Consider the following 23328-nt stretch of genomic DNA (forward strand, 5'->3'; position numbering starts at 1 on the left):
TTACTAGCTACCGCGCTTGACGCGGGTTAATATTAAGCACTTCAAAAACTGGTTTACAAGCTGCTGCTACTGTACTTTATAAACTTGGAATCCGCTGTATTTTCAATCTCAATTTACCGGCCGAATTGGTGGTGCTGAGCGCGTGTCAGACGGGTTTGGGAAAAGACATTAAAGGAGAAGGGTTGGTGGGTTTGACGAGGGGATTTATGTATGCGGGGGGGCCGCGTGTGGTGGTTTCTTTGTGGAGTGTTGACGACCAAGTAACTTCTGAGCTGATGACACGATTTTACAAAAAAATGCTCCAAGATAAATTGGCGCCTGCTGCGGCACTGCGATCGGCGCAAATCGAAGTGCTACAGCTTCCCGAATGGCAATCTCCTTATTATTGGGCTGCTTTTGGGCTGCAAGGAGAATGGAATTGAGGCCGCCACTGACGATCGACAGAAGGGGAAAAAGTGGGGGAGTCCGATATGAAGAAAATATTTCCTTCTTGCTTGTTCCCTCTTGCTTGTTCCCTCTTCCTTCCACATCCGATATTAATCGCCGACTTCCCCGACAACCTCAGCAGCAGCCTGAGTTTCAAGCCAGAGTTTGAGCAACAATAGCTCCGCCCGATCGCCCAACACAGTCGCAAACACGCCGTCAGCCCCCTCAGACGCGCTAGAAATCCACGTACCGCGCAGAGTCACTTCTACAAAGTCAGCATCAGCAACACAAAGCTCGATCGCATCGTTGTCGTCTCGGCGGGCCTCAGATTCCAACAGAGACAGCGCGGCCAAATTCGCGGGCAGCAAAAATGCCGCAGTGCTCGGTTCGACGCTGATGCTTTGACCAACTCGCATAGCCAGCACAACTCGCAGCGCCACTAACTGTTCGGGAGATTGAGCCAAACGCTCGAGGTTAAAGCCCGTTTCAGTATAAGTCAACTTCAGCATATTGACAGCCCTAAATTTGGAATTGAAAGTTTAAAATTGGTAATTGAAAATTGGCTATCGGGAATTTGGAATTGTGATTTAGGGCAGATTTTAGATGAGAATTACGCATCAATTTAAAATCTAAAATCTAAAATCTAAAATTCTTCCCATTCCCTATTCCCCAATTTGGTATTCGTGCCAAAACAGTTCGGCAAAAGCAACAGTGGGGTGTATAGGAGCCTTTGGCTTAGTTCGCAGAGACATTCCGGCTTCTACGGGAGTTCGATCGCCCTTACGAGAGTTGCACCTTTCGCAAGCCGTCACCACGTTGTCCCAAGTATGCGGGCCGCCCTTCGATCGAGGCATCACGTGATCCAGCGTCAAATGCCGATTGCTACCGCAGTATTGGCAAGAATGAGCGTCGCGGCGCAGAACTTCCCGGCGATTGACCGGGGGCACTTTCCACAGGCGTTCCCTGTTACCAAAAGTCAAGCGGATTTGTTCGGGTACGTGGATGCTGGTGCTGGGCGATCGTACCACCCAGCCGTTGCCGATGCTAAAATCCAGAGGTTCAGCTTTGCCTGTTACCAAAAGTACGATCGCCCGTTTGATGTTGACACGGCTCATTGGTAGGTAATTCTGAGAAAACACCACCACAGATTGCCTCAATACATCAGTTACTACGGTCACGGCTTGCTCCTCCTCATCAATTTTGGATTTTAGATTTTAGATGTTAGATTTGGGATTTGGGATTTGGAATTTTCGGTGCAACGTCAGCATTGGCTACATCTGGTTTTTTCCCAGTTCCCCAAGCGGATCGAATTTCTCAAATATCCAATCAAATGCCCCCGCTTCTCTTACTTAGAAGCGGGGGCTAGAAAAACTGCTAAAGGCAAATTTTCATCCTGTCTCGGTACAGTCGTTTAGCTGTACCTCCCGCTTCGCGTATCTCGATATGGCTGTGCCACTTGCAGACCGTCCCGGTCTACCTCGTTGTAATTAATTTCTGCAATTTCTCCTAATCCACTATAACCGTGTTTATTTAGGCCCAAGCCCGCCCACGAGGTCGCTGCGACAGTCGCAAAACCCGTGCTAAAGACGTGCCGTAACGAATCGGAGTGACCCGTGGGGCGATCGCACTTCAGTTGATAGGTGGAGTATGTGGGGAGAAATTTCACTGTAGGCAGAAGGTGGTTAAGAGGCTTTCAATCTAGCTGTAAACATACTACACTGATATTACACATATGTCCACCCGTCACGGAGAAAAAATTATGCATACCCTACCTAGAACCTCAACCACCGAAATGGAAGTCACCAGCATTCGACTAGAAAGAGAGCTCAAAGAGAGACTTAAAGAGCTCGCAGGCAATCAAGGCTATCAAGCTTTGATTCGAGATTTGCTCTGGAATTACGTGCAGCAGAAGTCTGGAGAGTATCGGCAGATGTTTTCTCGATCGGATATTCGAGCCAGCATTAATGCCACAGCACAGCAGGAAGAACGCTGCGCGCTTACAGGAGAGTTGATTCGACCGGGGGGGCCGATGTTATTAGGCCTGACGATGCACGGCGAAATGGTGCCACTGAGTATAGGGAGTATGGCTGGATAAACCAGTTTATCGAAAATTTGTGAGATCGATCGGCCTGGGGTGAAGGCCCCAGGCGCTGAAGATCATACTATTTTAGATTTTAGATTTTAGAATTGGGAATGCCTTATAAGATAAGGGTTGGGAGCTTGCCTATCGTTGCATTGTTTTTGGGAACTGGTATAACAATACTTCAAACAGTCTTTGATTACCAACCGTAGAATAAGGGTTTCAAGGCTCCCAGGCAAGTTCGCTACCAACGAAAATTCAGGGTTTCAGATTACTAACTAAAAACAGTCCGGGCTATTGGTATAAAATCCCGCAGTATTTAAACAATATCTATTTAACGAATAACCAAGGCGCGTTCGGCGAAGCCGTTCCCGTAGGGTAGAGCACGAAGAAAGATGGAGAAGAAAATAGCTAATGTCAGCGGTTTCGGATTCGGGTAACGCAGATGCGGATGCTCCAAAACGCGCGGGCTAGTGCTAAACTTTCCATCGGGCGTGCCGAACAGACGATCGTACATTTGATGAAAAAAATTAAAGTAATGCTGAAAAACCGCTACTTGACTGCTGCGAGTTCGATCGCCCTTCTCACAATTATTGCCGGATGCGCCGCTACTGAATCACCTCAACTTGCATCTCCCTCTCCTGTAGCTGAATCTTCGCCCCCGCCAGTTAAACCAAGTCAGCCTCAGCCGTTAATAGTCTCTGCTAGCAATCCCGAAACCCCCACAAATACCAAAATCCAGCAATATCTCAACGGGTTGGCAGCCCAAGGTTTTGCCAAAGAAAACCAAGGGATCTGGATACAATCTGGCAATACTTTGCTAGCCAATCATCAAGGTACTGTTCCTTTGTCGGCCGCTTCTATTACAAAAGTAGCAACATCTCTGGTAGCATTGCAAAAATTTGGGCCGGAACATGAATTTATCACCTTAATTGGTACAACTGGAAAAATTGAAAACGGCGTATTAAAAGGCGATTTAATTGTACAGGGAAACGCCGATCCGTTGTTTGTCTGGGAAGAGGCGATCGCCCTCGGTAACGCCTTAAATCAAAAAGGGATCAAGCGAGTCAGTGGCAATTTGATAATAGTCGATAAGTTTTACATGAACTTTGAACTCGATCCCCTCAAATCGGGAGAATTGCTCAAACAAGGATTGAACAGTCAAATCTGGCCCAGCGAAGCCGCCGCCCAGTATCAAACCCTGCCTCCGAATACGCCAAAACCTCAAATAGCAATTGAGGGTACTGTACAAGTTTTACCAGCATCTCCCAACGACGTGCAGCCTTTAGGAAAACATTATTCTTTGCCCCTTGCCGAACTGATCAAAAAAATGAATCAGTACAGCAACAATCTCATGGCAGATATGCTAGCTGATACTGTCGGCGGCGCCCAAACAGTAGCGCAAAAAGCAGCAGCAGCAACCGGAGTTCCTCCCGCAGAAATTCAACTCGTCAACGGTTCGGGATTGAGCGAAGAAAATCTGATTTCTCCCCGGGCTGCTTGCGCGTTATTTATAACTTTAGAACGCTATCTTCAACCTTACAGCATGACAGTTGCGGATGTCTTAACTGTAGTTGGGAAAGATAAAGGAATACTATCAGAACGGCCGCTTCCCCAATTAGCAGTAATCAAATCTGGCACATTGGATAATGTTAGCGCTTTGGGCGGAGCCCTACCCACTCAAAAACAAGAAACAGTGTGGTTTGTGATTATGAATCGCGGGGCCAATGTCGAGACATTTCGCACTCAGCAAGAGGTTTTGTTGAAAAGCTTTGTGAATGAGTGGGGAAGTGTTCAAGTTTCGCCGCCCGAATTAACGCCAAATCCTGCTAGAAGTAGTAAGATATCTCGCAGCGAAATTGTTCAATAAGCTGTTGTGAATTGAAATTGTATAATATTCGGGGTGGGTTCGCCTGCCCACCCCACAAGAGAGTTTGTAGCGTTCGTCAGCACAGAATACCCCTTACCAAAGTCCCAAAATCTCTGGAAATTATCTGCGTTCATCTGCGTTTATCTGCCTTGTATCTGCGGTTTCTTGATCGATAAAAGATTTATGCAATAAGTCTAGAGATTTTGAATTGGCAGCTAAAATAATGCAAGCTGATGCACCCTCCCAGTACAAACCAATTTAATTAGGAGTTTTCGCCCTAGCGACTACAATGCCGATCGCACTTTCAACTCTCCTAATATATCTGTGCAAGTCGTAAGCAACGGTCACCTCCCCAGCCGGCGAAGCGTGAATTAAGCCCATATTGCCGTCAGCATTGCGGTAGACTAAACCCGTGTGGGTGACATCCAATCCTTTAACATCTGTGGCTACCGCTACAATATCCCCTGGTTTTAACTGAGAATAAACACTTTTTATCTGATTTGTCGGAATGTAATTAACAGTGGTTTTGGCTAATTCTGCTTCTTGGCTGACTATGCACTGATAAGTCGCTTCGTCTTTGACCATTTGCGGGTAACTGCTGCGGTGCTGGCTCATAAAATTTACTGTTTTATTCATGGGTACTCCGCCTAATTTAGCGGTGATATTTTCCACAGTTTGCCGTTTTTGATTGTCGTTAATCCATTCGGAAAAATAGTGCAATCTGCTGCAATAACCGTTCATTTTACCGTTTAAATACCGCTGTTCTTCTATGCGATTGACAAAATTTTGATAGTCGTAATCTTGTACTGCTACGCCCCTGGCGATCGCCAAAACGGTTTCTACAAATAAAACGCAATCAAATTTATTCAAAGTTATGAGCAACTTTTCTTCGCCGGATTTGTCCAGCAAACCCGCGGCGTAGGGCTTTCCTAGGAAATTATCGGCGATCGCCTGGACGATTTCTCCCATCGAGCGATCGTGCAAATTTTGTTGTTTTGCATACTGTACAACCTTTTCAAAACGTGCTATGTCTTCTGGTTGTGCAACGGTTTCTCTCTCGGTATTATTTGAGTCCGATCGTCTCGCCAGCACTTTCAGCAATTCGGAATAGGAAATTTCCGCTAAATTGTTGAAGTCCCACAACATACTCGGAAAACTGGAAACAGTTTGCTTGTTTGTTACTTCCCGATTTTGGCTTTCTTCCGTCAACGAAAACGCTACATCCCCGCCCTGTCCTGCTGTTTGTCGATCGACAACATATCCCGTAGCAGATTGAGGCTGAAATGCCCAAACATCAGGTATCAAAGAATTATTCGCGCCGATGATCGCAAATCCCAAAACAGCCAGACTCCAAAAATTTCTCATGTTTTTCAAAGGATTTTGCTTCAACTCAGTGCTATCCTGAAAATTTTACAATTACTAGAAGTCTCAATCAGCCTAGTAGACAGATAAAATTGGCAACAGCGGACTAGATAGATACACTTGTCATTTAGATGCCGCCCTATTATAAACTGATCGTGCGAGTTTGATAGCACAAAACTGTAATGCAAGTAGAACGCCGACGCCGCCCCATCGGGCCCCAACGCCCAATCGAGTCCCGACGCCAAAGCAGCGAGCGTCCAGTCCAGTCCCGACGCCAAAGCACCGAGCGCCGAGTCTCATCTCGTCGCCCAACCCAGACCCGACGCCCCATAGACCTCTTGCAAAAGTCGCTCTCAATTCTTGAAATTATCTGGGTTAATCTGCGTTCATCTCCCTTGTATCTGCGGTTGACCGATCGAGCTAAGATTCATGCAACAGGTCTAATCGAATCCCGACCCCAAAGCAGCCAGCGCCCAGTCGGACGCCGACGCCAAAGCAGCGAAGGCCCAGTCCAATCCCGTCGTCGAGTCAGGACGAAATTTTCTCGGTTAAAATACCGTAACATCCTGTGCTTAATTGCCGGGGCGATCGCGTTCTTTTGGCTCGTCACAATACCGTTCAGAATTCGCCGTCCCCCAGAACCGCCAGTCATCTTGGCTCAACAGCCCATCTCGCCTCAAGAAACACTCTCGCCTCCGACAATTGAACCATCGGAAAATTTAGCCGCTCGTCAAAGCGAGCCTACCTTTAGCTACAACATCAAAACACCTCCCAATCCCGTTTACTCTCAAGAATTGCAAGGGATTGTTGATGAATCTGTGAAGATTGCAACCAGCAAAGGACTGCCGGCAGAACGGCTATCAATTACCTTATTTGATGTCAGCAATCCTAAAACTCATACCTTCGCCGGATATCAAAATCAAACTCTCCGATTTCCCGCTAGCGTTGCCAAGTTATTTTGGATGGCAGCCTTTTATGCTGCCATCGAAAAAGGCATCATTACGCAAAGAGAATCTGCCTTTAAAAACGACCTAGAGCAAATGATTCGCGTCTCCAACAACGATGCTGCCAGCAGACTTTTAGACAAAATCACAGATACAAAATCCGGGGGTAGGCTTGCAGGAGAAGAATTGCAAACCTGGCTGAAAAAGCGCACTCAAGTTAACACATTTTTCCAGTCCGCAGGCTACAATGATCTTCGTATAAGCACCAAAAATTATCCCATATACTATTTGAGGCAAGAAGGTCCAATCGGTCGCGACTTGCAATTGCGGGGCGATGCTTCCCAGCCGATTCGCAATCAAGTAACTACCGACCAAGCCGCCAGATTAATATATGAAATCTATACTAGGCAAGCGGTTTCTAGCGTCGCCAGCCGCAAAATGGCTTACTTGCTGACGAGAGACTTAGACCCCAAGGCCTGGAAAAATGACCCCAGCAACTCGATACAAGGATTTCTCGGCGAATCTTTACCAACTAATATTTATTTTGGTTCCAAAGTGGGCTATACTTCCAAATCCCGCAGCGAAGCGGCTTTTGTTAGAACTTTAGACGATCGCGCGATTTATATATTAGTTGTTTTTGCAGACGATCCGGCTTATTCCAAGGACGAAACAGCATTTCCGGCCATTTCCCGATACGTTTTCGATCGGTTAAATGCTCGCGGCCCCAGCACTTTGCAGTGATATGGAGTAGGGCCTGTTGAATGTTGACTATTAGTCGAAAAACTGAAGGATGGTTGATCTCAAATCCGGTAGGATCGGAATTATTCATCTCTCTGTTCTCTGACTCTGTATTCTCTGCATCAAGATTGGTTTAATCATTCCAATGCAACCGGATTTGATATGAGTGTTGAATGTTAACTCGATTTTATAGCAACCGCGCCCGACGGTTAGGACGTTGTTAATGGCTGAAACGATTGATTTTATTGCTTCTTCCTTCTTACTTCTGATATACAATTCCGGCGCAGTCAGAAGTGAGATTACGCACAAACAACGGTTTCTGCGAAAAATGGGCACTGGCGACCAAAAAAACCAATTTCTTGACCACAAATCTAGGATTTTAGGTAAAACCCTCAGCAAGAAACCCAGTTTCTTCTATCCTGTGAGTAAGTCCTAATTAGATTTGTAGTTAGGAAGTTGTTTGTCTCCCGTCGGTCGATCGCTCACTCTAAACGATGAGTTAAACAATTGATTGACCTGACACAATTTAACTGGGGCGAAAGGATTCGAACCTCTGAATGGCGGGACCAAAACCCGCTGCCTTACCACTTGGCGACGCCCCAATGTCTTAACCTTCACTATCTTAACATTCAAACACAGCAATCTGTCAAGCATTTTGACAAGAAAATTTTAAAAAGGTTTTTGGAAGCGATCGCCCGCAGGTTTATCCTCTGATCGCACGGGGGCGAGCTACCGGGATTTCAATCCTGAAATCCGCTCCCTGTCCTGGTTTCGAGATACAGTTCAAGCTTCCTCCGTGTTTTTCCACCACAATCTGGTAGCTAATAGACAAGCCGAGTCCCGTACCCTTGCCCACAGGTTTAGTGGTAAAGAAAGGGTCAAACAAGTGGCATTTAGCTTTTTCGGCCAATCCGGGCCCGCTGTCTTGAATCCGAATCACCACAACTTGAGCGCTTGACTTTCCTGACTCATCAGCCTCCGAGTTTGGGTTCACCACCGTCGTCGAGATTTTGATCGTCTTGGGTGGAGGCTGATTTTCCAAAGAGTCGATCGCATTCGCCAAAATATTCATAAATACTTGGTTGAGCTGTCCGGGATAGCACTCTACCTTCGGCAAGTTACCGTAGTCTTTAATTACCTCAATTCCCGGTATTAGCCCATTTGACTTGAAGCGGCTCTGCAAAATCAGCAGCGTGCTGTCAATCCCTTCGTGAATGTCCACCAGCTTCATCTCTGCTTCGTCGTGCCGCGCGAAGTTCCGCAGAGACAGGACAATTTGGCGGATGCGTTCAGTTCCCATCTCTATTGAAGACAGAATTTTCAGCAAATCCGGCACTATGAAATCAACATCGATTTCTTCGCTTTTGTCGAGAATTTCGGGGCAAGGCTCTGGGTAATGCTTTTGATACAAGTGCAGTAAATCCAGCAGATTTTTCATGTACTGCTTGCAATAAGTCAAGTTGCCGTAAATAAAATTAACCGGATTGTTAATTTCATGGGCGACGCCGGCGACCATTTGACCGAGAGAGGACATTTTTTCGTTTTGGATGAGCTGAGCTTCTTTCTGCTGCAACTGCTGCAAAGTTTCCGTCAGTTGGCGGGCTTGAGTTTGAGCGGCTAAGGCTGCCGCGCGGGTTTGGGCGTAGAGTTCGGCTTGGTCGATCGCGATCGCCAGTTGATCCACCACCGCTTGCAGCAATTCCACTTCGCTCGTCGCCCAGGAACGGTGGCTGCTGTAATGGTTACAAACTACAGCACCCATTTGACCGGAGCGAGTCTTGAGTGGCAGCAGCAGGTTAGAAACAATCCCGATACTGCTCAAAAAAGCTCGCGTGGGCGGTTCGATGCACAGTGCTGTTGCAGCGTCGCCGATCCGGAGCGTTTGGCGGTGGCAAATTTTCTCGGCCAGCAGGGTTACTTGTTCGATCGGGTATTCTGTAAGCCTGTCTTTCACTTCGGGATTTGCCGCTTCGTGGGTGATTGCAAAGCTTGGCTGCCCGTCTCGCGAGATGGAATACCACAAAAAGTAGCACTGGTCAACCTGCAACAAGCTGCGAATTTCGTTGACAGCCGTATCTAAAATTTTGTCAAGGTCCAGGGAATTCCGCATCTGGCTGGCGAGGCCGAAGAGCAGGCCTTCCCGGCGGCTCAACAATTCTTCTCGGGCTGTGACGCGATCAATCGCCACGGCGATGGCGTTAGTCATGCAACCGAGAACTTCTAGCGCTCCCTCGCTTGCCAAAGCGCTACTGCACAGAGTCATAACTCCCACCAGTCGCTCTTCCACAATCAGCGGATAGGCAATGGTGCACAGAGACGGGTTCGACAGTAGGCACACAGGAGCCGTTTGGAGGTTTCCCGCTTCTGTTCGCACCCAATCTTCTATTTCCGGTGCCCACTCTTGGCTGCTAAGTCCTGAATTTGCCTGCAATTCTAACCGCTCTGTCTGCAAGTTAAAAGTCCAGATGCTCACCCCTGTGGCGTCGAGGTACTCTACCATTGCCTCGGTGCAGCGGTTGAGGATGAGCGATATTTTCCCGCCTTGTCCGAGGGCTGCACCGACTTTAGCTTGCAGGGTTCCCAAGCGAGATCGCTCTTGTAGGGACGCTGCCGTGAGTTGGCGATCCGAGGTGTCGCGGGGGCCGGCAACGATTGCTCGGATTTGTTGGGTATCGTCCGCGTGCCCGATGCCCGCTGAAGCTTCCCACACATATTGAGATTTGCCTGTTTCCCCCAGCGTTGGGAGTTCTTTTGTGCCGTATATTCTCCTGCTACTTTGTGGCGTATGTACCGCACACAAGCTCGATCGGTTCGAGCCAGGAACTAACTCCGAGATTTGCGGGCTCTCCGAGGTGATATCTTCTACCTCTGGCAACTGTTTCTGGGCTTGGACTAATTGCCAGCGCAACTCCACCAAACTCGCAACTTGCCGACTCAAAGCTTGCATAGCTTCTATCGTTTCTTTTGTCAAGTCTCGCGGCACCGAGTCGATGACGGATAGCACTCCCAGCACCTGCCCCTCAGAGCTAACAACTGGGATTCCGGCGTAAAATTTCACGAAGGGGTAGAAAACGATCAGCGGATGATCGCCAAATCTCATATCTGTGGAAGCGTCTCGAACAATGGCGGCAGGCAGTTCTTTAAAGGAATTTATAGGAAGTTCGATGGCAAATTCGGGAGCAACGGGCGGTTGTTGCAGGGAAATTGCCCGGTCAAATTCCGAGTTTGAGTTTGAACTCTGGGCGAAATCTTCGGGAGTTGGGTCTAGGGCGCGATTGCAAAAATTCAGGTAACGCTGGGTCAAATTTTGCTCGATACCTAACTGCGACTTCAACCAGTGGCGGTTACCGTCAATCAAGCTCAAGAAAGCAATAGGACTTCGGCTGATATGAGCTGCCAAACCAACCAAACTGTCCAAGCAAGCCTCTGGATCAGAGCCAAGAAGCTGATACAAATCAATGTTATGGAGCTTGAACACTTTTTTACCAAGAGGCAAGGGTGCTTTCATCATGTGTAACTGCCCGTTTAGTTGCTGGCAACCGCCCTTCTCAATACTTCCCTTGAAAAACAAGCTATGAATTCTGTGCTGGGAGACTCGGGGCGCAAGTTCGGCGCAGGTTGCTTGCGCCAAATTCAGACTAACCTCTTGACTGATCGGGAAACTTTTGAGTTATCGGACTTAGAGCATCCCAGATCTAAGACTATATAAATTATACTTCCAGTTGACTATGCTTTTGAATACCTCCGGCTCTCTAAATCTAAGAGCCTCTGTTGGGAGGAAGCAGCTTTCCAAAATATATGACTATTGCTTACCTAGAATTTTTTTATCAGTTTAATTGTATTTTAACAGACTTGTCTAATCGTGGGTAGCTGGCTTGCTGGTAGATTTAAATCAGGGGTTTGTGCCACAATACCAGTGTCCTTTACCGAGCTGTGCCTTAGCCCGTAGTTCAACTACAGTTAGGAGATGAATTACAAAAGATTGGTAAGATGTTAAACTTTGTAACAATAGTTGTTCAAACTCGACCTTTTAGGGTTTCTGGGCCCTGATGCACATTTTGCAACTGTTGTAATTGCCGATCGACCACTCTCCCAATCCCTTTTTTCGAGTTTGAGGTAAAAAAACAGGGGTAAAGTTTCAACTAACTCTCCAACGGAGTTGACAATTATTGGGTAGAGGCAACTCTCAAAAAATAACTGAACGAAGTATGTTTTGTATTTTCAAGAACTATAAATAAACAGGGAGAAGAATATGTCTGCAAGTAGCAGTCAAGTACCAACTATTTTGGCAGTTGATGATAGCGTCGTGATGCAAGGACTTGTTAAACAGGCCTTAAGCAAAGAGTTTCGAGTTCTCGTAACCGACAATGCAGTGGATGCTTTGTCAACGATTTATCACGAACAAATTTCTGTTTTGTTGCTGGATGTTTCGATGCCTGGAATTGACGGATTGGAACTCTGCCGCACGGTGCGGAGCTTGCCTCAGTTTCAGAATTTGCCGATCGTAATGCTGACAGCGCGAGATGGAGCCTTTGATAAGGTACAGGGGCGTTTGGCGGGAGCAACAGAGTATTTAACTAAGCCGTTTGATGCTGATAAGTTGCGCGAGGTAATTGGTAAGTTTATCAAAATCAAATAATCGGACTTAGGAAAAAAAATCAGTTTTGAGTAATTAATGAAGTAATTTGAGTAATTAATGAACTAAAAAGTTGCGATCGCGATCTCTGATCCTCGACTTCTTTAACAAGTCGAGGGGCGGGCCCTTCTGCACTATTTGCGAGGTAAGTCCTAAATTTTTAATTGAGCCAAGAGTAGGGGGGCGATCGCACTGACAGGTAGAACATATTGGGCGGCACCGAGGGCGATCGCCTCCTTGGGCATTCCGAAGACAATGCAGCTAGCTTCGTCTTGGGCGATTGTCAACCCCCCTTCTCTGGCGATCGCCAACATTCCGTCAGCACCATCTCTACCCATTCCTGTCAGCAAAACCCCCGCTGCTGCCCGACTATAAAAATTAGCTACCGACTTAAATGTCACCGTTACAGAAGGGCAGTGTCCCGCAGCATTAGCAGCTTCTGAATAAACAAATCGCCCTTGAGCGTCCAATTCTAAATGACGCTTTTCTGGCGGGAAATAAACAGTTCCTGCTTGTGGCAATTCTCCAAAAGCAGCTATCTTAACAGGCAGTTTCGATTCATAACCCAGCCAATCAACTAATCCTTGCAAAAAACCTTCACTGATGTGCTGGACACAAATTATCGGCACTGGAAAACTAGCGGGAAGTTTAGAAATAATAGCGTACAGTGCTTGCGGCCCGCCTGTCGAAGCCCCTATAGCCAATACTTTAATAGTTGAAGATTTAACATTTTCGTTGGAGAATTTGTAATTAGGAACTGGTGCTTGGTTGATTTTTACTATTTGATTATTATCTTCTGTTGGCATCTTTTTTTGATGCCGTGTAAATACTTTAACTCCTGAGAGTATTTTCACCTTAGCTATTAATTGATTGGCTAGGCGAGCGTAATCAGAGACCAACCCGCCAATCGGTTTCGGAAAAACATCCAATGCACCCGCCTTTAACACTTGAAATACATTCTGAGTATCATTCGCTTGCACTGAAGCACTAATTACTAAAATTGGTAGCGGATATTTCTTCATTACTTCTTCCGTAAATTCTAACCCGTTCATTGGCGCCATGTCCAAATCCGTACAGATTACTTGGGGCTGAAGTTTGGGGATTAATTCTAGTCCTTCTAATCCGTTGCAAGCGGTTCCTACAACTTGGATGTCTGGCGAGGACTCAAAAATTCGTTTGAGGACGAGCGTAACTACTGGAGAATCTTCAACTAACAATAGTTTAATGGGCGATAACATCAGTTTGCTGGGAAATGGGGAATGGGGAATCGGAAATGGGAAATCGGGAATCGGGCACTTGTGCTAACCTTCGACTTACTTCCCTTCGGCGAAGCTTTGCGGGCAAGGCGCGCAGGGCGAGTGGCTAGCTCAGCACGAGTCGCTCAGTAACCGCGTAGTCAAAGTATGGGGCATTGGGCATCGATGCACTGGTAATGGTGCACTAGGCACTTGATATTGGGCTGTGCTAATTGGTAGTAAATAACAAATGCCTCATAACCAAGGAGTAATGACTTATGACTAAACTAACCTTTTTAGTGTCTCTACCAACACATCTTGATTGAAAGTACCTTTAGGAATATAAGCATTCGCCCCCGCATCAGCCCCTCTTTTTCTATCTTCATCCGATGCCAAGGATGTCACTAAAATTATCGGCAACTCACTGTATTCTTTTTGCTCCCGAATCTTAATAGTCAGGGCCAAACCATCTAAATTTGGCATTTGTATGTCAGAAATCACAGCATCAAAATCGCGAGTTTTTAATTTATGGAAAGCATCCAATCCGTCTACCGCAGTCACAACTTCGTAACCCGCACCTTCCAGGATGCGCTTTTCTTGAGTGCGCGTGGCGATCGAGTCTTCTGCTAATAGTATAACTTGTTTTCTGCTGGCAGTCTCAAGTTGCGATCGCGCACCAGAAACCCCACGGGACGAAACTTGCTGGCGTACAGATTTTATCAAATCGTGGGGATTGAGTACCATGCAAACTTCCCCTGTACCGAGAATTGTGGCACCCGAAACATTTCGCACCCGTTTCAGCAATTGACTTTGAGGTTTCATCACCACATCTTGTTCGTCTATCAAAGCATCTACAAATAATCCCAATCTTTCCTCCCCAACTTTTAAAACAATACAAGGCATTTTTGAAGAAGTTGAATTTCGTAAGTAGTTGTGATTTTTTCTCAGAAGTTCGCTCCCGGTTTCCTGTCTCAAGTACCTATTTTTGTCCCACCATTTTCTATTGTTTAATTCTAGTAAATCTGTCAGATGAGCCACTGACAGAGGCTGACCATTGGAAAGTATAGTTTCCTTACCTTCTATAGCAAATATCTCCGACTGAGCCACCTGTTGTGCCGTGTCTACAAACTCGACTGGCAGAGCATAAGGAATGTCTTCAACTAGGACAATTAATACATTGGCTGTAGCTAAAGACGTGCTGATTTGCAGCCTCAAAGTGCATCCTTTTCCAGGTAAAGACTCTACTTGAATACTACCTTTTAGGGCTTCAACATTAGTACGAACTACATCTAAACCCACCCCGCGCCCCGATACTTCGGTAACAAAATTTTTGGTCGAAAAACCTGGAGTGAAAATTAAAGATTGTACTTGAGTTTCGGTCATCTCTGCCAGTTGTTCAAGCGTACAAATATTACGTTTTACAGCAGTTTGTTTAATGCTCTCTAAATTTAGTCCCCGGCCATCATCAGCAACTTCAATAATAATATTGCTAGCAATATTATAGCCTTTAATTCGGAGAGTAGCCACGGGAGGTTTACCTAGTTTTTTCCGCTCCTCAACAGTTTCAATCCCGTGGTCTATCGCATTTCTAATCATGTGCATTAAAGGGTCTTTCATTTCCTCTAAAATGCGTTTATCTGCTGTGGTTTCGCCTCCTTCAATCACTAATGCAACTTCTTTACCTTCCCGTTTTGCTAAGTCTCGAACAGTTCGAGGAAATAAATTAAAAATAGTAGACAATGGCAGCAGCCTCAGAGTGCGAATTCCTGATTCTAGTGCCTCAGCGATTAATTCGAGTCTGGCAGTATCTTCATAAACTCGATTTCTCAAGCGGTTGACTAAAGTTCCGAGACGTTCTAAACGTTCTTCTGTACGTTGATAGTAATCCTGCAATTGGCTAAATTTACCGTTGGCTTTTCTACCGTTTTCATCTATTTGCATCCGATCAACAGTCAAGCTCGTTACAAAATATTCTCGGCTCCACTCTTCCCACAAAGTTGTAATTTGTTCGATCTCTGCAACTCGGTGTCCTAGCCGAGTTTTTGTGACAGTAAGTTCCCCTGCTTGAGTCATTAAATCGTCTAAATTTTGAGTAGCAACGCGAATGGTTTCAATGCGGTAAGATGAGGTTGATGATGCAGTAACTGCCGACTGCAAATCCGACTCAGTGGCGCGCCCAGAAGGTGCAGGCAAGTTTTGAGCTTGCAGTAGAAATTCGGGCTTGGATTGTAGGGGTGGTAAAAAAGAGGAATTTTTCTCTAAGTTAAGGACTTCAGAAGTTTCAACATTTGTTTCTACTTCTTGGGTAGCAGGCTCAGTAAATTGCAGTTCTACCAACGGTTGTTCTGGTACTTGTGAAGATGAGGAATCTAATATTGAGGCTGCTGCCTGTGGCTGTGACTCACTAGAAGCACCCATCATGGTAGCGAGGATGTAAAAAGTATTAACGCCGGAATCTTCGCCGGTAACGGCTTCGTTAACGAGTTTTCGCAGGGCGTCTAAACCTTGCGAAAGTCGATCGCTAATATCGGAATTCAGTTGAGTTTCTCCCCGCTTGACAGCTCCCAAAATATGCTCCATTTGATGAGCTAAAGATGCTACATCTTTTACGCCTAGCATCCCAGCATCACCTTTAAGAGAATGGGTTTCTCGCAACAATTGTTCTACCTTAGCTAAGTCGCTCGGATGTTGTTCTAAGTAGAGCAATCCGTCGTCTAGTTTCTGTAAGTGTTCTTGACTAGCGACTTTAAATACATCTCGAAGTTCTTGATCTTCAATCATCATATATGTTGTTGAGTAATAGGGAATTGAGCATGGCTCATGGGTGATTCGTAATGAGATTTATGTTGAATCCTCAGTCGATTGCTAATAACTAATGCCTCCTAATTTATGACTAATGACTCATGACTACACTACTTCTTTAAGATTAAATGCAGCTTCTGTGAGTTGTTGAGTACCGATTTTTACTTGAGTAATGCCACTGACTGTTTGAGACGCTGAGTCCTTCATAGAAATCATCGCATCACCTACTTGCTGAATCGCGATCGCCTGCTGTTTAACATTAAATGAAATTTGCTGGTTGCTAGCAAACACCAGATTGCAAGCTTCCCTCACACCCGTAAAAGCTTCTGCCGTATCTTGTGCTGTTTTTACCCCTTCTGCAACCGTTTTGCGACTATCTTCAGTTGCTTTCACCGTTGAGTCGATCGCGCCCTTAATTTCTGGAACAATACCATTAATCTTTTGTGCTGCTTGTTGGCTTTCATCTGCTAACTTACGAATTTCGCTTGCTACCACCGCAAAACCTTTACCGTACTCGCCGGCTCTGACTGCTTCGACAGCGGCGTTGAGAGCCAGCATATTAGTTTGGCTGGCTAAATCGCTAACCAAACTTGCGAGAGTCGATATATTGCCAATCTGACTCGTGCTGTCGTCGAGTCGATGATTTTGCTGAGAAATTGCGACCACAGCTTCTCTAAGATTCAGCATTTGATTGAGAGTTAGATCTACCTTTTTAGTACCTTCTTCGGCTAGATTTAAAGCTTGGCGAGCGGCAATGGCCACAGACTCAGCTTGCTCGGCTGTTTGCTGAGAAGAGCGGCCCAAATTTTCTAGAGTTATAGTTGTTTGATTAACCGAAACAAATTGCCTATCTGCTATTTGCTCCTGCCGACTCATATTAGATTCTATTTCCATGGAAAATGACGAGATTTGGTAAATCAGCCCCCGAATGAGATCAACAATTTTTTGCAGAAAAAACCATCCAAATCCCAGCACCACAGCCAGAGAAACCATAGCAATAATCGCTGCTATCTTTTGAAGATCCTCAATAGAATTGAATAGCAATTTCTTGGGTGAAGTATCCACAACTACTAAAAATTTCTTGGTATTTTGTTTGCTGGGGAAAACTGTATAATAGCTAATCACTAGAGCCCTATTATCAATATTTCCCTTGCCACCTGAGATTATTTTAGCAACAATGTCTGCTGAATAATCATTTTTGACATTTTCCTTGGTTTTTAGTTCTACTCCCCATGCTTTTTTAGGATTGGAATGAGCCAGATAAGACCCATCTTGATTTAAGATAAAAGATTGATCTGATAATTCCTGATTAAAATTTTTAACCCTATCGATCAGAGTGCTACCCAGAGCATTGCTAATCAAAATACCTTGTCTTTCTCCTTTAGAATTAAAAATTGGAGTTGCGTAGCGAATTGTTGGCTTGTAAGGAATTTCTATTTTCCCCCTTTCCTGATTTAGCTCTAAAGAAGACACATAGACTTCTCCTGATTTTAGCTTCTTAGTTGCCATGAAGTAATCTCTGTCTCCTTTATTTTGTAGTTGAGAATCTGGAATAACTTTAATATTTGTGCCGTCATAATCTACGCGCACGATCTCCTTACCGCTGTTATCTATGTAACGCAATTGCATATAATATGACTTGGCTTCCATCAGGGATAAAAATGTGAGTTGCATTCGATAAACCCAATCTTTATAAGTTGAATTAGTTTGTTTATCTACTCCATTTCCTTCTCGAGCTCTAATCATTCCCTGGACTGGGGGAGTTTTACGAAGAAACAAAATATCAGATCTCAGATTTTCAAATTTGTTAATCATTTGATTGGCTGTGGAATTAACACTGTCACTAAGGGTTATTAATGCTAAATTTTGTAATGCTTCTGTTGAAGAAGAAATTCCATACCAACCAACAATAGATACTGGAATCAATGTACTTAAAATTAGGAGGAGGAGCAGTCGGTGCTGCATTTTTTGGAAAAAATTGTTCATCATTGGTTACGGGGAATTGGTTACTGGTAACTTGTACGCTCGCATAGTCTAAGTATTGGGAATTGGGAAATTATACGCTCGCTTAGCCCAAGTATTGGGAATTGGGAAATTGTACGCTCGCTTAGCCCAAGTATGGGTAATTGGGAATTGGTAGTAAAGTAAAAATAACAACTCCCAAATAATAACTTACAACTGACTACACTGCTGATTTGATATTAGGTTTGGATTGGGCAAGAAACAAGTTATTACTCCCGTTAATATCGCTGGAATTATAGCGAAGCCGATCGCCAAAGCAATTGATTTAATTTTTAAGGATATATTTCGCATTTTTTGGGAACTATTTATAATTCATCGATCTCCTACAAAACTGCTTTCAAATCTAAGGCTGCTTCATTCAATTTTTGAGTACCGACTTTAGTTTGACTGATACCGCAAGCGGTTTGGGCTGCGGCTTGATTGAGAGAGTTCATAGCTTGCACTACCTGTTCGATCGCGATCGATTGCTGTTTGGCATTCAGCGAAATTTGCTGAGAGCTCAAAACCACATTGTTAATGGCATTGGCAACTCCTGCAAATGCTGCTGCGGTTTCTGAGGCAATATTCACGCCAGACTCGACTGTTTTAGTTCCCTCATCTGTTACCATTACTGTTGAGTTAATCGCCTTTTGAATATCAGCAACTAATAGATTAATTTGAACTCCTGACTTTTTACTGCGATCGGCAAGTTTGCGAATTTCTGACGCCACCACGCCAAACCCCTTGCCGTGTTCTCCCGCCCGCACTGCTTCAACAGCAGCATTGAGTGCTAACATATTAGTTTGATTAGCCAAATCGCTAACTACAGTTGAGATATTACCAATGTGATCTGTTTGTTCGCTCAACTCTATAATTTGTCCTTGGATATCCTGAACTTTAGTTTTCAGAGTTGCCATTGCTTCTAAAGTTTGTTCTACAGCTTTTGTGCCACCTCCAGCTAAATTCAAAGCTTGCATTGCTTGAACCACGGCGGTTTCTATTTGCTGTGATGTCGCCCTAGAAGATGCTCCCAATTCGTCCATTGTAGTAGTAGTTTGATTTACTGAAGCTGCTTGCTGACTTGCCATGCGTTCCTGTTCTTCGACGGTGGCTGCTATCTCAGTGGAAGAAGCGGCGATCGAGCTAATTGCGCGATCAATAGTTTGGGCAATTCCTGATGAAATTAGCCAAGCTATAACCGCACCTAACACCAATAAAAACACGGAACCAAATACCAATGCCGAGATCAAGAAAACTAAGGATTGCTTCGTTTTTTCTGTAGCGTGCTTAATCGCTTTTACTTCTACTGCCCGAAATTGCTTATTTACTTCCACAAATTCATCCACAAATCGTGTCTGTTTTCCGGTGTTAAAGACAGCCAATGCTGCGGTTCTATTATTTTTTTGTAATAAAGCAACTATTTCGTTAGAACCGTCATAATATTCGTTGCATAGCTCTAGCATCTTCTCTAAACGCATTCTCTGTTCAGGGTTTTCCATCTTCAACTCCGCACTATTCCCCGACTCACGAGCTAATTCTCCACCAGTCTTAAAATCATTTAAAAACTGCGGATTTTTATTGATTAAATACCCGCGCATCCCCCGTACCATTTGTTCAGCACCTGCGGACATATCATTTGTGTATCTGATCACATTTTCGATCCTTTCTACTTCTGCAAAATTATTTAACACCTGATTAGTAGTTGTATAAACCAGCACGGGAAAACCCAAGTATATAGTTGCGGGCGCTACATAAGCCAGCAGCATTCTATTTCTAATATTTAATTTTACTAAGTTAGAAAACATATTTTTCTCCTTAATTTATGCACTTGCATAAACGAATTAAATTGCTTACTCACATCTTGCTTTAAAAGCAGATTTGGTATGACTCAATACGTTTGGGTTAAAACTATTTATTCCTTAGAGATCCGCCTCGCATCCCCCGCATCGTTGCCAGGACTTTGAGTAAGTTCTTGTCCCCCCATTGAGAAGGGGGGCTAGGAGGGAGCGAGCTTAACTTAACCGTATGGTGGTATAACTAACTTCTTTAGTCCTGGACGCATTTCAAGATAATTCTCTCATGCTAAGTCCTGCTCGTTACGCGTTCTAATCTCTGCGTTGGATCGGGATTGCGAACGAAATGAAGCATCAAGCGAGATGCTTCACTGGACTCATGACAGATATGCTTTGCGTAAGTCCTGTTCTGGATTCAAACCTCTTCATCAACAACTACTCCCCCTTTTGTCAGCAGTTTTTGCAAGTTCAGAATAGCCATCATTTTTTCCCCGTAAATAGCTGTCCCCCGTAGATATTCGCGGTTGGCAGAATGCAGTGCTGCCGGAACCGCAGCAATTTCCGACACATTTAAGTATATAATATCTAAGATTTCGTCAACAACTATACCCGCGACCAAATCGACCACTTCAACAATGATCGCCTTAGAGATATCATTTGCAGTCTCGGACATATTTAAAGACATATTTAGAACACTGCGAATATCAATTAACGTCACAATTTCTCCCCGTAAATTTATATTTCCCACTATGCGATCGGGAGTGCAAGGAACCGGAGTTACTTGGTTGATATCAGTAAATTCGCGGACTAGATTTAAATGAATACCAAAGTATTCGCCATTCAAAACAAACACCGCCAGGGACATATTAATTGCAGCATCATTTTCCCCCTCGCCTCGCCGCCTCAAATGATTAGCGCGCGATTGAAAAATTGCTTTTTCTTCCGGGGTAGCCTGCGGGCAAAAAACGTGACGCTTGCTCAAAATTTTAGGAGTTTTACCTAACAATTTTCCACTTATTTGCCCGTGTAAATTTTCTGTCTCTGCCTCACCTGCTGCTGCTTCACTACCTGTATTGCTTGGAGAAACAGGCCAGCTTTCCTCTGACTTTTCGGGAGAATATCGAATTAAGTGATCGAGATTCAGCAGCATGATAATATCGGCTTCGCTGCGGGCAAGTCCAGCTACAAAATAATGAGAGGCTTCTGAATTCTCTCGCCCGTAAGATAGCTGCGGAGTGATGGCCTCTTCTGAGAGTTCCTTAACTTCGCGAACTTGATTGACAATTATACCGACTTTCGATTCTTGCCACTCTATGACGATCGTACTATCTGTCACAGAATACTCTTGCCAAACGTATCCAAAACGAAGATTCAGATCCATCACGGGCAGAATTTCGCCCCGAAGGTCGATCGCCCCAACAATATCTTGAGGTGCTTCTGCAATTGCTGTCAACTCCGGCAAAAAGAAAATTTCCCGAACGTAGCAGGCTTCTATACCGCAGAGAAAACCGTTCTGTTCAAAGATAAGATACGGTTTAGTTTCCATATTTTAGTGTACAGTTTCTTTACTGTATAATTTTAACAATTTTTTTTTAACATTCATCAGCACTTGACTAGCTGTCATTTTCCCCTGGGAATCTATGGGAGTGTGGGGCGGTAGTGCTTTCAGGATTTCACAAGATGAATTGTACATTTTAAGAGCTCTTTTTACTTGACCTTCTTTATTGTATATGTTCCCTAGTTCTATATAAGCTGAAACAAAAGAGGGAGACATATAAATAGTCCTCTTTAATAATTTTTTTGCTATTTCCAATTGTCCCTGTTCTTCAGCAATTTGAGCTTGTAAATAATCAGTATATACTGATCCAGGCTCTACTTTTCTAGCTCGATTACAGTATTCTATTGCCTGAGAATAATTGCCGGCATTTGCCTGAACTTGAGCGATTAAAAAATAAGCATCAAAATTAGGCCCCTGCAAGTCTATTGCCTCTTGTGCCTTGTTGATTGCCTCAGCATAATCTTGATTTTTAAATAATTTTTTAGCCTCTAAAATTAGCATTTGAGGCGTTTGATTTTGAGTATTTTCTGCTAGTATTTTTTCTGTAACTGACACGGTATTGTTCCGCAAGCGGTCCTCCAGATAGCGAGAGGGCAGCATATTCCCCAGTGGGTTACTTATTTTTAATACGGGCGGCATCTCTATCTCTGGAAAATTGCTGTTAGTAGTAAAACGAGGTGGCATAGTTTCCCCTGTTAGCAACTCACCACTATCATCGCCCATAGTATCTGCTTTCGGGAATTCCCGAAATGCCGAGTTGGCTTCCCCTAGCGTCGCAACCCTAGACTCGATTTGACAGCCTTCCTCCGGTACTGCATCCCGACGCTGATACACCACGGACTCCGGGAAAATCTTGGGTTCAAACTCGTTCATAATTTGACCATAAACTTCAGCGTGACCAGTCATTAAATACCCTCCAGGTCTCAGGGTGTTGGAAAATTTTTTCAGTACCAGTGAAATATACTTATGTTCAAAATACACAAAAACGTTTCTACACAAAATTAAGTCTATGTTATAAAGATTTTGGTAAATATTAGGAAAGTCATCTGTGATTAAATTTACACAACTAAAATTTACACTTTCGCGCAATTCTAGATTAATTTCCCAATCATTTTGCCTCTGATGAAAATACTGCATTTGTATCTGCGGTTCAACCAAGCGAAACGACCAATGACTGTAAACTCCTTGGGGCGCTTTTTTGATTACTTTTTCATTAATATCTGTACCTAAAATTAATATTTTCCATTGCTCCCAATCAGGAATCAATTGTTTTAAAACTATAGCTAAAGAATAAGGTTCTTCACCGGTGGAGCAGCCCGCACTCCAGATTCGCAGTGTCGGCTGCATTCCCAAGGTTTTGTGCAAGTTTCTTTTCTGCTCTATCAATTCAGGAAAAATTACTCTGTTTAACAGAGCAAACTGTCCTTTATCTCGCATAAAATAACTTTCAGTGGTTGTTAATAGCAATACTAATCTTGCCCATTCATTTTTACTTTCAAAAGTTTTGGCGGTTAAAAGTTTATAATATTTTTCGGGTGCTGCAATTTTTTGTTCTCTCATCCGAGTCATGATTTTATGAGACAAACCCGCTCGATCTTGAGACCTAATTCGCACACCCATCTCAGTAGTAATTAAGTTTATAAATAGCTGAATTATGGAATCATTCATGTCAAATGAGGTAGATTCATTTAATAATTTTGGAAGTGGCAACTTTTACTGAGCTGGTGCTGAGTTTGGGCTGAGCATAGCTGCTAGCCTGCAGCTCGTCGGTTCGCAAAGCAGCAGGGAGCCGAAGGGAAGTGCGTAGCTGAACTATTGGAAATTAGAGAACTTGTAAGCTCGTGTAGTAGAAGTATTGGGAATTGGGAATTGGGGAATTTGGA

The 23328-nt window shown here is 44.3% G+C and carries 15 protein-coding genes, 1 tRNA gene and 1 pseudogene; 5 read left to right on the forward strand and 12 right to left on the reverse strand.

The features are described from left to right. Positions 1-83 precede the first annotated feature (83 nt). A pseudogene (locus QUA42_RS09195) lies at positions 84-422 on the forward strand (CHAT domain-containing protein); the annotation flags it as partial. 114 nt (positions 423-536) lie between these two features. On the opposite strand, the gene QUA42_RS09200 reads toward QUA42_RS09195, so the two are convergent. The 3 genes from QUA42_RS09200 to QUA42_RS09210 form a co-directional block, all read right to left on the reverse strand. Continuing rightward, complete coding sequence (locus tag QUA42_RS09200; RefSeq protein ID WP_333137023.1) at positions 537-935, reverse strand: alr0857 family protein; 399 nt, start codon at positions 933-935, stop codon at positions 537-539. 153 nt (positions 936-1088) lie between these two features. Further along, a complete protein-coding gene (locus tag QUA42_RS09205) occupies positions 1089-1604 on the reverse strand; it encodes an HNH endonuclease (RefSeq protein WP_333137024.1) in 516 nt (171 codons plus the stop codon). A 233-nt stretch (positions 1605-1837) separates the two neighbouring features. After that, positions 1838-2092 carry a hypothetical protein gene (locus QUA42_RS09210; RefSeq protein WP_333137025.1) on the reverse strand — a complete coding sequence of 85 codons (255 nt, stop codon included), beginning with the start codon at positions 2090-2092 and terminating at the stop codon, positions 1838-1840. Between the two features lie 93 nt (positions 2093-2185). On the opposite strand from QUA42_RS09210, the gene QUA42_RS09215 reads away from it, so the two are divergent. Both QUA42_RS09215 and QUA42_RS09220 read left to right on the forward strand, forming a co-directional pair. Continuing rightward, positions 2186-2521 (forward strand): ribbon-helix-helix domain-containing protein, encoded by a 336-nt coding sequence (locus QUA42_RS09215; RefSeq protein WP_039886507.1) that lies wholly within the window; start codon positions 2186-2188, stop codon positions 2519-2521. A gap of 523 nt (positions 2522-3044) precedes the next feature. Then, a complete protein-coding gene (locus QUA42_RS09220) occupies positions 3045-4376 on the forward strand; it encodes a D-alanyl-D-alanine carboxypeptidase (protein WP_333137104.1) in 1332 nt (443 codons plus the stop codon). Between the two features lie 258 nt (positions 4377-4634). Here QUA42_RS09220 and QUA42_RS09225 read toward each other — a convergent pair whose 3' ends face one another. Then, a complete protein-coding gene (locus QUA42_RS09225; RefSeq protein WP_333137026.1) occupies positions 4635-5741 on the reverse strand; it encodes an N-acetylmuramoyl-L-alanine amidase-like domain-containing protein in 1107 nt (368 codons plus the stop codon). 179 nt (positions 5742-5920) lie between these two features. Here QUA42_RS09225 and QUA42_RS09230 point away from each other — a divergent pair, with 179 nt between their 5' ends. Then, the gene (locus QUA42_RS09230) at positions 5921-7423 is read left to right on the forward strand and encodes a serine hydrolase (protein WP_333137027.1); all 1503 of its coding nucleotides are present in this window, start codon (positions 5921-5923) and stop codon (positions 7421-7423) included. A gap of 527 nt (positions 7424-7950) precedes the next feature. On the opposite strand, the gene QUA42_RS09235 is transcribed toward QUA42_RS09230, so the two are convergent. Next, a tRNA-Gln gene (locus QUA42_RS09235) sits at positions 7951-8022 on the reverse strand. A gap of 101 nt (positions 8023-8123) precedes the next feature. After that, positions 8124-10931 carry a GAF domain-containing protein gene (locus QUA42_RS09240; protein WP_333137028.1) on the reverse strand — a complete coding sequence of 936 codons (2808 nt, stop codon included), beginning with the start codon at positions 10929-10931 and terminating at the stop codon, positions 8124-8126. 741 nt (positions 10932-11672) lie between these two features. Between QUA42_RS09240 and QUA42_RS09245 the strand changes: the two genes are divergently transcribed. Beyond that, positions 11673-12059, forward strand: a complete 387-nt coding sequence (locus tag QUA42_RS09245) for a response regulator (protein WP_015175702.1) — start codon at positions 11673-11675, stop codon at positions 12057-12059. Between the two features lie 149 nt (positions 12060-12208). On the opposite strand, the gene cheB is transcribed toward QUA42_RS09245, so the two are convergent. From cheB to QUA42_RS09275, 6 genes are all read right to left on the reverse strand, one after another. Then, positions 12209-13294, reverse strand: a complete 1086-nt coding sequence (cheB, locus tag QUA42_RS09250) for a chemotaxis-specific protein-glutamate methyltransferase CheB (protein WP_333137029.1) — start codon at positions 13292-13294, stop codon at positions 12209-12211. A 279-nt stretch (positions 13295-13573) separates the two neighbouring features. Then, entirely contained in the window at positions 13574-16072 is a 2499-nt protein-coding gene (locus QUA42_RS09255; protein WP_333137105.1) for a hybrid sensor histidine kinase/response regulator, read from the reverse strand. Positions 16073-16198: 126 nt separating this feature from the next. Then, positions 16199-17839, reverse strand: a complete 1641-nt coding sequence (locus tag QUA42_RS09260; RefSeq protein ID WP_333137030.1) for a methyl-accepting chemotaxis protein — start codon at positions 17837-17839, stop codon at positions 16199-16201. 599 nt (positions 17840-18438) lie between these two features. After that, positions 18439-19899 carry a methyl-accepting chemotaxis protein gene (locus QUA42_RS09265; RefSeq protein WP_333137031.1) on the reverse strand — a complete coding sequence of 487 codons (1461 nt, stop codon included), beginning with the start codon at positions 19897-19899 and terminating at the stop codon, positions 18439-18441. 403 nt (positions 19900-20302) lie between these two features. Further along, complete coding sequence (locus tag QUA42_RS09270) at positions 20303-21433, reverse strand: chemotaxis protein CheW (RefSeq protein ID WP_333137032.1); 1131 nt, start codon at positions 21431-21433, stop codon at positions 20303-20305. A 3-nt stretch (positions 21434-21436) separates the two neighbouring features. Further along, entirely contained in the window at positions 21437-23005 is a 1569-nt protein-coding gene (locus tag QUA42_RS09275; RefSeq protein WP_333137033.1) for a CheR family methyltransferase, read from the reverse strand. Positions 23006-23328: the final 323 nt, after the last annotated feature.

Source organism: Microcoleus sp. Pol11C2, from assembly GCF_036701505.1.
GTDB lineage: Bacteria > Cyanobacteriota > Cyanobacteriia > Cyanobacteriales > Microcoleaceae > Microcoleus.